Genomic DNA, 12,488 nt, shown 5'->3' with positions numbered 1-12,488 from the left:
TACGTTCACCGAAAAGGGGATCTCGTCGGGGAGGAGAATTCGTGAAGAAGAGATCCATGCTGCTCGCCGGCATTGCCGCGATCGCACTGGGGGCAGGTCTTGCGCCGGCCGCGACGGCGGACGACAACCCGGGCGCGCTGATCGTCGGGGGCCACGACGCCACCGAGCAGTACGACTGGATGGCCTCGCTGCAGCGGGCGGGCAACCACAGCTGCGGAGCGTCGCTGATCGACGAGCAGTGGGTGCTGACCGCCGCCCACTGCGTGCAGGACGTCGCGCCTGCGGACCTCGGCCTGCGCATCGGCAGCCAGGACCACACCACCGGCGGCACCGAGGCGGGCGTGTCGGAGATCGTGGTCCACCCGGACTACGCGACCAACGGCCCCAACGGCGACATCGCGCTGCTGAAGCTGGACCAGCCGGTCTCGGCGACGCCGATCGAGATCGCCGAGGCCTCCGGTCCCGAGGACACGCCCTCGCGCATCATCGGCTGGGGCGTGACCTGCCCGATCCGCGGTTGCGGCCAGCCTCCGGTGCAGCTGCAGGAGCTGGACACCCAGGTGGTCTCGGACAGCCAGTGCTCGCTGAGCGCTGTCGACGCCGACACCGAGATCTGCACCGGCAGCTCGGAGCTGCTCGCCAACGCGTGCTTCGGCGACTCCGGCGGCCCGCAGCTGGAGGGCCAGCCGGGCGACTGGAAGCTCACCGGCGTCACCAGCCGGCTCGGCAGCCTGATCCCGGTCTGCGGCACGGCCCCGTCCATCTACACGGACGCCACCGCCTACAAGACCTGGATCAACGACACGATCGGCTGATCTGCTCGAGGTGAAGGGCACCTTCCGCCAACTTACTCGGCGGAAGGTGCCCTTCACGCTTCCCACGACCGTGCGAGATGCGGCACCTTCATCGTTCCAGGCGGCGCGTTCGCACCGCGGGAGCGCGAGAAGTGGGGCGGCCCACGCTGACCCGGTGGTCTTCGCGGCGGGACACTTCTGTCATGGCTGAACAGGACTACCGGATCGAGCACGACACGATGGGCGAGGTGCGGGTGCCCGCCGCCGCCCTGTACCGCGCGCAGACGCAGCGAGCCGTGGAGAACTTCCCGATCTCCGGGCGGGGCCTGGAGCGCGCCCAGATCCGCGCGCTCGGCCTGCTCAAGGCCGCCGCCGCCCGCGTCAACGGCCGGCTCGGGGTGCTCGACGCCGAGGTCGCCGAGGCGATCGCCGCCGCGGCCGACGAGGTCGCCGAGGGCGCGCACGACGAGCACTTCCCCATCGACGTGTTCCAGACGGGCTCCGGCACGTCGTCGAACATGAACGCCAACGAGGTCATCGCGACGCTGGCCTCGCGCCGCCTCGGCCGCGACGTGCACCCGAACGACCACGTCAACGCCTCGCAGTCGTCCAACGACACCTTCCCGACGACCATCCACGTCGCCGCCACCGAGGCGGTGCTCGGCGACGTCGTCCCGGCGCTGGAGCACCTGGCGAGCACCATCGAGGGCCGCGCCGCCGAGTGGACCGAGGTGGTCAAGTCCGGCCGCACGCACCTCATGGACGCGGTGCCGATCACCCTCGCCCAGGAGGCCGGGGCTTGGGCGTCGCAGGTGCGCTACGGCGTCGAGCGGCTGCGCAGCGGCCTGCCGCGGCTGGGCGAGCTGCCGATCGGCGGCACCGCCGTCGGCTCCGGGCTCAACGCGCCGGAGGGCTTCGGCGCGGCGGTGTCCGCCGAGCTGGCCGAGGTCACCGGCCTGCCGCTGACCGAGGCGCGCGACCACTTCGAGGCCCAGGCCGCACAGGACTCGGTGGTGGAGACCTCGGGCCACCTGCGCACCGTCGCGGTGAGCCTGACCAAGATCGCCAACGACCTGCGCTGGCTGGGCTCCGGCCCGCGCACCGGCCTGGCCGAACTGGCGCTGCCGGATCTGCAGCCGGGTTCGTCGATCATGCCGGGCAAGGTCAACCCGGTGATCCCGGAGGCGACCCTGCAGGTGGTCGCGCAGGTGATCGGCAACGACGCGGCGGTGGCCTTCGCCGGTTCGCAGGGCAACTTCCAGCTCAACGTGATGCTGCCGGTGATCGCCCGCAACGTGCTCGAATCGGCGCGGCTGCTGGCCGCGGTGTCGCGCCTGCTGGCCGACAAGGTCTTCGCAGGCGTCGAGGTCAACGTCGAGCAGGCTCGGGCCTACGCCGAGGGCTCGCCGTCGATCGTCACGCCGCTGAACCGCTACATCGGCTACGAGGAGGCCGCGGCGGTCGCCAAGCAGGCCCTCAAGGAGCGCAAGACGATCCGCGAGGTGGTCCTGGAGCGCGGCCACGTCGACTCCGGCAAGCTCACCGTGGAGCAGCTGGACGAGGCGCTCGACGTGCTGCGCATGGCCACCGGCAAGTGACGTGAAGCGGCGCCTCGCCCGGCTCGGGAGAGGCGCCGCTTCAGCCGGTCAGTACGACTGCGGCGGCTGCGGTGCCACTGCTTTCCGCTTGCGCAGCACCAGGATCAGCGCGGTCGCACCGCCGCCGGCGAGCACCACGCCGCCGAGCGCGATCCACGCCCACACCGGCACACCGCCGGACGGCTCCTCCAGCTCGGCAAGCGAACCGAGGCCGACCCCGCCCTCGGCATCGCCCGGGTTCATCCCGGTGACCCCGCTCGGCATGCCCGGAGCGGCTGCGTACTGCGGCCCCTCGGCCTTCTCGCCGCCCTTGCTGACGAACAACCGGACCGGCACGGTCGGCTTGTCCGGCTCGCTCTCGCGGTCCACCCGGACCGTGATGTAGTGCCATCCGGCGAGATCGGCATCGTCGGTGGACTCGGTGCGGTTGCTGTAGAGCGCCCGCGACGTGGCGACCGGGTCGAGCGCGCCGGATTCGTCGTTGAAGGCGTCCCAGGTCTCGCCCAGCAGCACCCGGGTGGGGCCGTGGACCACGTTCTTGACGTTGCTCCAGGACGGCACGCCGGACAGGTCGGCGTTGGTGCGGACCGCAACCGATTCACCCCAGTCCAGCCACACCTTGTAGGTGGCCATCTCGCCGAACCCGACCTCGTCGGCGTAGACCCCGCTGCCGGGCAGTTCCAGCGCGTCGTTGAAGCTGGCGCCACCGGTGACCGCCTGCTCCGGCCCGTCCGGAGCCGCGAACGGCACCTTCGTGGTGTTCGCCGCCGGACCGCCGGAACCCGGCACCGGTGGTTCCAGCAGCACCAGCAGTTCCACGTCGTAGGTCCAGTGCCGGGTTTCGTCCGGGCCTTCCCGCTCGATCTCCAGGTACACCTCGTCGGTGGCGTTGCAGTCGGAGCCCTTCGTCGGCCACCACGACGCCACGGTCACGTGCGGTTCCCAGCGGGTGGCGAAGTCCTTGCCGGAGACGCACTCCCCGCCCTGCATGTCCAGGATCCGGGTGGTCAGCTTCGCCGTGAACCCGTTGACCTCGTCGTTCGGGACGATCAGGCTCGCGGTGAAGTTCGCCAGGTAGCCCTTCGGCACCTTCAGCCGGTAGTACTTCCGCTGCCCCGCGTCGATCGTGTCCACGTACTGCCCGGCAGCGATCTCCGGCGCCTGGGCGTCGGTCTCGGAGCCGGTGATCGGCTGGCCCTGGGCCTCGTAGGTGCGCTGCGCGCGCTCGACGATCTGCGGGAGCTGCTCGTCGAGGCCGCTCGCGTCGGTGACGTCGGTGTAGCTGCCGCCGGTCTGCTCGGCGATGCAGCTGAGCTGCCGGCGAGCTTCCTCGTCCACCTGGAAGCCGACGGTGTGGATGCTCAGTTGCACACCGTCCGCAGCCAGGTTGCGCGCGACCTCGCACGGGTCCGGCGGGGCGCAGGTGTCGATGCCGTCGGAGATCAGCACGACGGCGCCCGGGCCCTCCTCCGGGAGCGCTTCGGCCGCCCGCAGCAACGCGTTGCCGACCGGCGTGTAGCCCGACGGCTGGATACCGGCCACCTTCTGCTTCAGCTCAGCGGCGTTGACCGGGCCCACGCCCTGCAGGTCGACGATGTCCAGGCATCCGGCGGCCTTCTCCTCCGGGGTGTTGCCGGTGCCCGTGCCGTACACCTGCATCCCCAGCTGAGCACCCGGAGCGAGCCCGTCGACGAGCGCGTTCAGGGCGGTTTTCGCCGCGTCCATGCGGGTTTCGCCGGTCGGCAGCTGCTGGGCCATCGATCCGGACGCGTCCAGGGTCACCACCACGGGCGCCTGCTGCGCGGTCTCCTGCTGCGCCGCGGCCGGAACGGCCGCCAGCGGTGCGAGCAGCACCGCGGTCGCCACCGCCAGTCCGCCGGGTAATCGGCCTGTCGCCATTCGATTCCCTCGCCTCGATCGTTCGCTGCCGGTACGACGTGGACTCCGGCCGATCGGTTCCGGCATTCAGGATCAACCGCCCGCGGGACGGGAGGGGTCTGCCCGATCGGTTCCGCTGCGGGCTGTCGGGGTCGCCGCGCACCATGAGCGCATGGTGCTGCTCGCTGATGTGGTCGCGACCTCGCGCGAGGTCGCGGCAACGCGCTCGCGCAAGGCGAAGACCACGGCCATCGCCGACCTGCTGGGACGGCTGGAACCCGAAGAGGTCCGCCCGGCGGCCGCGCTGCTGGCGGGCGAGCTGCCCGGCGGCCGGGCCGGGGTCGGCTGGTCCACGCTGGCCTCGCTGGCCGCGGCACCCGCACCGGCCCCCGCGCTGACCATCACCGCCGTCGACAGCGCGATCGACGCGCTCCGGGCGATCAACGGCTCGGGCTCGGCGCAGCGGCGGGCCGCGGCGTTGACCGCGCTGCTCGGTCAGGCCACCGCCGACGAGCAGCAGTTCCTGATCCGGCTGCTCGGCGGCGAGCTCCGCCAAGGCGCGCTGGAAGGCGTGATGGTCGAGGCCATCGCCACGGCCGCTGAAGTGGCCGCCGAGGCGGTCCGGCGCGCGTTCATGCTCTCCGGACAGCTGCCCGCCACCGCCGAAGCGGCGCTGCGCGGCGGAGAACCAGCGCTGGCCGGATTCGGCCTGGAGATCGGGCGGCCGGTGCGCCCGATGCTCGCCTCCCCCGCGGACGACCTGGAGTCGGCGCTGACCGGCGAGGTGACGGTGGAGTACAAGCTGGACGGTGCGCGCATCCAGGTGCACCGCGACGGCGACCAGGTGCACGTCTACACCCGCACGCTGCGCGAGATCACCGGCAGCGTCCCGGAACTCGTCGAGCTGGTGCGCGGCCTGGACTGCCGGTCGGTGGTGCTCGACGGCGAAACGCTGGCGCTCGACGACGGCGGTCGGCCCCGGCCGTTCCAGGAGACGATGAGCCGGTTCGGCGCGCAGAGCTCGCGAGAACTGCTGCTGCACCCGTACTTCTTCGACTGCCTGCACCTCGACGGCACCGACCTGCTGGACCTGCCGCTGCGCGACCGGCTCGACGCGCTGGCGAAAGTCGCCCCGCAGCACCGGATTCCGTCAGCTCACGCCCCGACGGCCGAGCGCGCGGCGGCGCTGTTCGAGGAAGCCCTGGCCGCCGGGCACGAAGGGGTCGTGGTCAAGGACCTGGGCTCCGGCTACGCCGCGGGCCGGCGCGGCCGCGCGTGGCGGAAGGTCAAGCCCGAGCACACGCTCGACCTCGTCGTGCTCGCCGCCGAGTGGGGCCACGGCCGCCGCCGCGGCTACCTGTCCAACCTGCACCTCGGCGCGCGCGACCCGGACGGCGGCCCGCCGATCATGGTCGGCAAGACCTTCAAGGGCCTGACCGACGAACTGCTGGCCTGGCAGACCGCGGAGTTCCAGCGCCGGGAGACCCACCGCGACGACTGGACCGTGCACATCGCGCCCGACCTGGTGGTGGAGATCGAGCTCGACGGCGTGCAGACCAGCCCCCGCTACCCCGGCGGTGTCGCGCTGCGCTTCGCCCGCGTGCTGCGCTACCGGCCGGACAAGGACGCGGCCTCGGCCGACAGCATCGAGGCGGTGCGCGCCCTGCTGTCCGGCGGGTGAGATCCTGGGGAGCATGAGCAGCAACGACTTCGACGCGATCGGCTCGATCAACATCGGCCCCATCGACCCGCGCGAGCTCCGCGCCGACGAGCGCGCCGTCGAGCTGGACTACTACGTCGCGGTCCTGCTGATGGAGGCCACCGCGGAAGCCGCCGACCACGAGCCGCTGTACGAGGAATCGTTCGTCCTGCTGAAGGCGGAATCCGAGGAGGAAGCCGCGGAGAAGGCCGCCTACCACGGAAAGCAGCAGCAGACCAGCTACCAGAACGAGAACCACGAACTGATCACCTGGAAGCTGAAGCAGGTCGTCGAGGTGAAACCGCTGGAGGACGCGACCTTCGACGACGGAACGGAGATCTACAGCCGCTTCTTCCGCAATTACCAGGCCTACAACTCCTTCGAACCCCTGACGGAAGAAGAAGCCTGAAAACGCAGAGGCCGGGGTCCCACAATACAGCGGGCACACCCGGCGTACTTCCACTCACCTCGGTGCGCAGCCATCGAGAAGCTACCAGGGTCGAATTCTGAATCACCTTCGGGTGTAAGGATTTGATCTCGAACTGCCGTTCCCGCTTCACTACCGTCTTGTGTTCGTCCACGCCTACGTCGACGAGTCGTATGACCTCACCATCGGCGTCTACATCCTCACCGCCAGCATCGTCGACCTGACCGACGCAGAAGACCTCCGCTGCGCACTACGGGAGCTGCACGCGGGCCGACAGAAGCTGCACTGGTACAAGTCGGATGCCGAGCATCGCGAACATCTCGCCAAAGGCGTCTCGGCACTAAACCTCAGCCATGTCAGCATTGTGGGCCGAAGTCAGGGTCTTCGCCCCGAACGAGCTCGCCGCAAATGCATGGAGGTGCTGCTACCACGCCTTGAATCCATTGGCGTCCGATTCGTCGTTTTCGAATCCCGGCAAGGACGCAACAACAGGCACGACACCGACTTGATCGACGCCTGCCGCCGCAAGAAGTTGATTTCACATCTCCAAGCAACGTTCATCGGTGGAAATGACGAGCCGTTGCTCTGGCTGGCAGACATTGCCTGCGGCTCAGCACTGGCCGCCGCACGCGGCACAGACAGTTACCTGACCCAATTCGGCGACACGGTCCATCTGCAGAAGATCGATGCAACCTGAAATCCCCCAGAAAACGCAGAGGCCGGGGTCCCACAATACAGCGGGAGGTCCCGGCGTACTTCCACGCCCCAACAGAGCGCAGCCAAGCAAATTATAACCACGACATGGCCTGGTACATCAAGTTTGGACCGTCAACCAATCCGGTGATCTTGATTCGGACAGGCCCCAGAAACGCAGAGGCCGGGGTCCCGCCTCCGGCGGGGAGTCCCGGCTTACTTCCACACCCCAGCAGAGCGCAGCTAACGCGAGCCTAGCCACAGTTGGCAGTCCGGCACCAGCTTCGAGCCGTCGTCCCATCAGATGATCTTGCAGAGCAGGCACATCCGGCGCTGGGAGGCGACTGCGGGCGTCCGAGGCCGTATGGTGGTCAGACGTGCAGTTCTTGAACGGGCAGCAGCCCACCACCGACCTGACCTACGACGACGTCTTCCTGGCGCCGCGGCGCTCCGGCGTCGAGTCCCGCTTCGACGTGGACCTCGCCACCAGCGACGGCACCGGGGCCACCCTGCCGATCGTCGTCGCCAACATGACCGCCGTGGCCGGTCGCCGGATGGCCGAGACCGTCGCCCGGCGCGGCGGGATCGTCGTGCTCCCGCAGGACGTCGACGCCGCCGCGGTCGCCGAGATCGTCTCCTGGGTCAAGACCCGGCACCCGGTCTGGGACACCCCGCTGGTGTTGCACGCCGACGACGCCGTCGCCGACGCGCTCAACCTCCTGCCCAAGCGCGCCCACGGCGCCGTGGTGGTCGTGGACGACGACAACCGGCCGGTCGGCGTCGTCGACGAGGCCGCGTGCACCGGCGTCGACCGGTTCGCCCGGGTCGGCGAGGTCGCCGACCAGCACCCGGTCGTGCTGCCGCTGGAGACCAAGCCGCGCGAGGTGTTCGAGCAGCTCGACAAGCAGGCCCGCAACGTCGCGATCGCGGTCGACGCGGACGGCCGCCTGGCCGGGATCCTGACCCACCGCGGTGCGCTGCGCGCCGAGATCTACACCCCGGCCCTGGACGGCGAGGGCCGGCTGCGGGTCGCCGCGGCGGTCGGCGTCAACGGCGACGTCGCGGCCAAGGCCGCCGCGCTGCTGGAGTCCGGGGTGGACACGCTGGTCGTGGACACCGCGCACGGCCACCAGGAGAAGATGATCGCCGCGCTCAAGGCGGTCCGCTCGGTGTCGCCGCAGGTGCCGGTGGTGGCGGGCAACGTGGTGACCGCCGAAGGCGTGCGCGATCTCGTCGAGGCCGGCGCCGACGTGATCAAGGTCGGCGTCGGTCCGGGCGCGATGTGCACGACGCGGATGATGACCGGCGTCGGCCGCCCGCAGTTCTCCGCCGTCGCCGAGTGCGCGGCCGAGGCCCGCAAGCTCGGCAAGCACGTCTGGGCCGACGGCGGCGTCCGGCACCCGCGCGACGTCGCTCTGGCGCTGGCCGCGGGCGCGGCGTCGGTGATGGTCGGCTCCTGGTTCGCGGGCACCTACGAGTCGCCCGGCGACCTGCAGCGCGACGAGCACGGCCGCGCCTACAAGGAGTCCTTCGGCATGGCCTCCAAGCGCGCGGTCTCCGCCCGGACCCGCACCGACAACGCCTACGACCAGGCCCGCAAGGCGCTGTTCGAGGAGGGCATCTCCAGCTCCCGGATGCGCCTGGACCCGCAGCGCCCCGGCGTCGAGGACCTCCTGGACCAGATCACCTCCGGCCTGCGCTCGTCCTGCACCTACGCGGGCGCCCGCACCCTGGAGGACTTCTACGACCGCGCCCTGGTCGGCATCCAGTCCGCCGCGGGCTTCGCCGAGGGCCGCCCCCTCCCCACCGGCTGGTAACCCGCACGCACGGTTGACGCGCGAAGGGCACCTTTCGCCCACTAACTTGGCGAAAGGTGCCCTTCACACCTGCCTCGTCCGAGTGAGCGCCACCCGGCGAGCAGCGTCGCCGGGCACGATCGGGTGGTAGGTGAAGGGCACCTTTCGCCCGCATAGTTGGCGAAAGGTGCCCTTCACCTCGTCGTTACGGGGTGAACTCGCCCTCCAGGAGTTCGGTGACCAGGGCTGCGATCGGGGAGCGTTCCGAGCGGGTCAGGGTGACGTGGGCGAAGAGGGGGTGGCCCTTGAGCTTCTCGATCACCGCGGCCACGCCGTCGTGGCGGCCCACCCGGAGGTTGTCGCGCTGGGCGACGTCGTGGGTCAGGACCACTCGGGAGTTCGCGCCGAGCCGGGACAGCACCGTCAGCAGCACGTTGCGCTCCAGCGACTGCGCCTCGTCGACGATGACGAACGAGTCGTGCAGCGAGCGGCCGCGGATGTGGGTCAGCGGCAGGACCTCCAGCATGCCCCGGTCCATCACCTCGTCCAGGACGTTCTCGCTGGCCAGCGCACCGAGCGTGTCGAACACCGCCTGCGCCCACGGCGCCATCTTCTCGTTCTCGGTGCCCGGCAGGTAGCCCAGCTCCTGACCGCCGACCGCGTACACCGGGCGGAACACCACCACCTTGCGGTGCTGCTGGCGCTCCAGCACGGACTCCAGCCCGGCGCACAGCGCGAGCGCGGACTTGCCGGTCCCGGCGCGACCGCCCAGCGACACGATGCCGATCTCGGGATCGAGCAGCAGGTCCAGCGCGATCCGCTGCTCCGCGGACCGGCCGTGCAGCCCGAACGCCTCCCGGTCACCGCGCACCAGCCGGACCTGCTTGTCCGCGGTCACCCGGCCCAGCGCGCTCTGCGACCCGGACAGCAGCCGCACGCCCGTGTTCGGCGGCAGGTCCCGCGCCTCGTCGAGGTCGGCGGTGCCGTCCTTGAACAGCGCGTCCACCGAAACGCCCGGCACCTCGACGTCGGCCATCCCGGTCCACCCGGACGGCACCACGTCCTGCGCGCGGTACTCCTCGGCCTCCAGGGCCACCGCGGCGGCCTTGACCCGCAGGGGCATGTCCTTGGTGACCAGCGTGACCCGGTGTCCCTCGGCCGCCAGGTTCAGCGAACAGGCCAGGATGCGGGCGTCGTTGGAGTCGGTGCGGAATCCGGGCGGCAGCACCTGCGGGTCGGAGTGGTTGAGCTCCACGTGCAGGCGCCCACCCGAGGTTCCGACCGGAACCGGCTGGTCCAGCCGTCCGTGCTGGATCCGGAGATCGTCGAGCGCGCGGAGGGCTTCCCGGGCGAACCAACCGAGTTCGGGGTGGTGGCGCTTGCCCTCCAGCTCGCCGATCACCACCACCGGGAGCACCACGTCGTGCTCGGCGAAGCGGGCCATGGCCCACGGATCGGACAGCAGCACCGAGGTGTCCAGGACGTACGTGCGGACGTCGGTGCCACCGCTGTGCACGGTGCGCGCGGAATCACCGCTCTGGGTTCGGGTTTCCGCTTCTGGCTGGGAACGTCGTGCGGTCACGGCTACTCCCTCGCGGGCGTGGCGTCCACACCCGCTCGTCGGCGGGCCGGGCCTGGCCCCGTCGCGCGCCGGCCGGACCGCCTCGTCCGCCGTGGCCGCAGGGCCGGGCACCGGCCCATCGCGACCAAGGTGGACGGGGTAACCGTCCGCTCCAGCCAACAGCCACGATCAGGGCCTCCCGGACGGGCCGCGTACGGACTTGCTTGAAAGAGAACGGCCCGTCGAAACGCACGCTACCTGCGTGATCGCGTCTCGGCAGGCAGCCACACAGGTGATTCAGCGAATCGTCGTTTCCCCTTCATCTGCCGGGAAAACGGTGCTGGTCACGGGCCGTCCCAGCGCGACACCGGAGGCGACCGCAGCAGGTCAGAGCGGTGCTCCACCCCGGCGGCTGGTCAACACTGGCGGTGAGCGTCAGTGCTCCGTCCGGGTGATATCCGGGCTCACACCCGGGTGGCGAGCTCGGCGCGCACCGATTCGGGGACGAGCGGCTCGTCAAGCAAGCGCCGGTAACGATCGGCGCTCGATGTGCTCGCGGGGCGCTCGTCCAGCCACCGTCGCAGCAGCCGGTAGCCCTCGACGTAGGTCGTGGTGTACGCGCGCCAGAGGGGGTCCCGCATGAATCCCACCAGGTGCCTGGCGCGCTGCTCCGGCATCAGCAGCCAGCGCTGCAGGTGCGCGACGACGGCGGCCTCGTCGGCCCCGTCGCCGTGCAGCATCAGCAGCGCGTCCTGGCGGACCGGCAGCAGGCGGAGCAGCACCGCGTCGATCCGCTCCGCCAGCTCGCCGTCCAGCCGGATGCCGAGATCGGCGAAGATCTCGGCCGCCCACGGGCCCCAGCCCGGTCCGACCGCGGCGTGCAGCCCCAGGTCGGCGAGGCCTTCGGCCAGCACGCACTGCGGCGTGTTGACCAGGAAGACGGTGTGCTCGACCAGCCGGTCCCGCCGCACCAGACCGGCCTCCTTGCGGCAGTGCTCGGTGTGGTGGCCGGGGTAGGCCTCGTGCGCGACGAGCTGGGGCAGGGTCGACGCGCGGTGCCCGACGTCGGCGTTGACCGCGACCTTCGAGCGGAAGCCGCCGAGGTAGTGGTTGAACCCGCTCCACGGCCGGTCCGACACGATCCGGTACTCGACCGTCTCGCCGACGGGCAGTTCGAACCGGGTGCGCACGCGGTCCCGCAGCGCGCTGGAGACCGCCTGGACCGCCACGGCGAGCCGGTCCGCGGGCACCACGTCGCGCCTGCGGACCGCGCGCAGCCGCTCGGCCAGCGAACCCCGGCCGGGCAGCAGCGCTGCCAGCTCGCGGTGCGCCCTCCGGTACTCGTCGGGATCACCCATCGACGGCGACACCTGGAAGCACGCCTCGACCTCGGCGGCGAACGGCAGCTGCTCGCCGGCCATCTTGCGGCCCGAGCACTCCAGCGCGGTCAGCTGCGCGGTGAGGAACCGGCGGCGCGGTTCGGCGAGATCGGCGGTGGCGGCCTCGGCGCGCAGGTGGCGCGCGGCGGCGGCGAGCCGGGCAGGTTCCGGCGGTGGTTCGACGGCGACCTGGGCCCGCAGCAGCGGGTCGCCGGTGTAGGAGTCGGCGAAGCCCCGGACGAGCCGGTCGAACCTGAGCCCGAGGAGGACGTACTCGGCCGCGAGCGCTTCGGAGTCCACGTGCGGACACTACGCCGCTCGAAGACGGCTCGGAGCGGCGGTCGTGTTTGCGGTGAATTTGCCCGGGCAACGATAAGCCCGGCCGACGCCGAAGAAATAATCACACAATGGTGTTAACGAGGTTTGTTTCGACGGTTTCGATGTATATGTTTCACGCCGAGCGTTCTCCCTTCGGCTAAGTATGGGGTGCGTAGCCGAGGGACCCAGGGGGCGTTCGCGTCATCCCATCCAACAAGGAGCAACGAAGTGCTGAAGAAAGCTGCGATTGTTGCCGGTGCCGCTGCCGGTCTGCTCGCCCTGGCTCCCGTCGCCAACGCCGACAGCGCGGACAACGACGGCATCAACATCCTGAACGACAACAAC

9 protein-coding genes are annotated in these 12,488 nt (G+C 70.7%); 6 read left to right on the top strand and 3 right to left on the bottom strand.

The features are described 5' to 3' along the window. Nucleotides 1–56 precede the first annotated feature (56 nt). Nucleotides 57–815 (top strand): S1 family peptidase, encoded by a 759-nt coding sequence (locus OU416_RS18640; RefSeq protein ID WP_270928541.1) that lies wholly within the window; start codon nt 57–59, stop codon nt 813–815. 182 nt (nt 816–997) lie between these two features. After that, the gene (locus tag OU416_RS18635) at nt 998–2,392 is read left to right on the top strand and encodes a class II fumarate hydratase (RefSeq protein WP_270928270.1); all 1,395 of its coding nucleotides are present in this window, start codon (nt 998–1,000) and stop codon (nt 2,390–2,392) included. Nucleotides 2,393–2,440: 48 nt separating this feature from the next. Here the strand turns inward: OU416_RS18635 and OU416_RS18630 are convergent, their stop codons facing one another. Then, complete coding sequence (locus OU416_RS18630) at nt 2,441–4,291, bottom strand: vWA domain-containing protein (RefSeq protein WP_270928269.1); 1,851 nt, start codon at nt 4,289–4,291, stop codon at nt 2,441–2,443. 151 nt (nt 4,292–4,442) lie between these two features. Between OU416_RS18630 and OU416_RS18625 the strand changes: the two genes are divergently transcribed. The 4 genes from OU416_RS18625 to OU416_RS18610 all read left to right on the top strand — a co-directional run bounded on the left by OU416_RS18625 (nt 4,443) and on the right by OU416_RS18610 (nt 8,906). After that, nucleotides 4,443–5,951: an ATP-dependent DNA ligase gene (locus OU416_RS18625; RefSeq protein WP_270928268.1), complete on the top strand. Its 1,509-nt coding sequence runs from the start codon at nt 4,443–4,445 to the stop codon at nt 5,949–5,951. Nucleotides 5,952–5,964: 13 nt separating this feature from the next. Then, complete coding sequence (locus tag OU416_RS18620; RefSeq protein WP_270928267.1) at nt 5,965–6,378, top strand: DUF4288 domain-containing protein; 414 nt, start codon at nt 5,965–5,967, stop codon at nt 6,376–6,378. Between the two features lie 160 nt (nt 6,379–6,538). Next, nucleotides 6,539–7,093: a hypothetical protein gene (locus tag OU416_RS18615; RefSeq protein WP_270928266.1), complete on the top strand. Its 555-nt coding sequence runs from the start codon at nt 6,539–6,541 to the stop codon at nt 7,091–7,093. Nucleotides 7,094–7,466: 373 nt separating this feature from the next. Next, nucleotides 7,467–8,906: a GuaB1 family IMP dehydrogenase-related protein gene (locus OU416_RS18610; RefSeq protein ID WP_270928265.1), complete on the top strand. Its 1,440-nt coding sequence runs from the start codon at nt 7,467–7,469 to the stop codon at nt 8,904–8,906. 184 nt (nt 8,907–9,090) lie between these two features. Here the strand turns inward: OU416_RS18610 and OU416_RS18605 are convergent, their stop codons facing one another. Together OU416_RS18605 and OU416_RS18600 are read right to left on the bottom strand one after the other, a co-directional pair. Further along, nucleotides 9,091–10,401 (bottom strand): PhoH family protein, encoded by a 1,311-nt coding sequence (locus tag OU416_RS18605; RefSeq protein WP_372907219.1) that lies wholly within the window; start codon nt 10,399–10,401, stop codon nt 9,091–9,093. A gap of 509 nt (nt 10,402–10,910) precedes the next feature. After that, complete coding sequence (locus OU416_RS18600) at nt 10,911–12,125, bottom strand: DUF885 domain-containing protein (RefSeq protein ID WP_270928263.1); 1,215 nt, start codon at nt 12,123–12,125, stop codon at nt 10,911–10,913. Nucleotides 12,126–12,488: the final 363 nt, after the last annotated feature.

It is taken from the genome of Saccharopolyspora indica, from assembly GCF_027853965.1.
GTDB classification, from domain to species: Bacteria; Actinomycetota; Actinomycetes; order Mycobacteriales; family Pseudonocardiaceae; genus Saccharopolyspora; species Saccharopolyspora indica.
Note: the sequence above shows the minus strand (reverse complement) of the source record. Positions and strands in the feature narration are given on the sequence as shown.

Coding starts and splice junctions, on each gene's coding strand:
- OU416_RS18635 (WP_270928270.1), top strand. CDS start 998: ATGGCTGAACAGGACTACCGGATCGAGCACGACACGATGGGCGAGGTG.
- OU416_RS18630 (WP_270928269.1), bottom strand. CDS start 4,291: ATGGCGACAGGCCGATTACCCGGCGGACTGGCGGTGGCGACCGCGGTG.
- OU416_RS18625 (WP_270928268.1), top strand. CDS start 4,443: ATGGTGCTGCTCGCTGATGTGGTCGCGACCTCGCGCGAGGTCGCGGCA.
- OU416_RS18620 (WP_270928267.1), top strand. CDS start 5,965: ATGAGCAGCAACGACTTCGACGCGATCGGCTCGATCAACATCGGCCCC.
- OU416_RS18640 (WP_270928541.1), top strand. CDS start 57: ATGCTGCTCGCCGGCATTGCCGCGATCGCACTGGGGGCAGGTCTTGCG.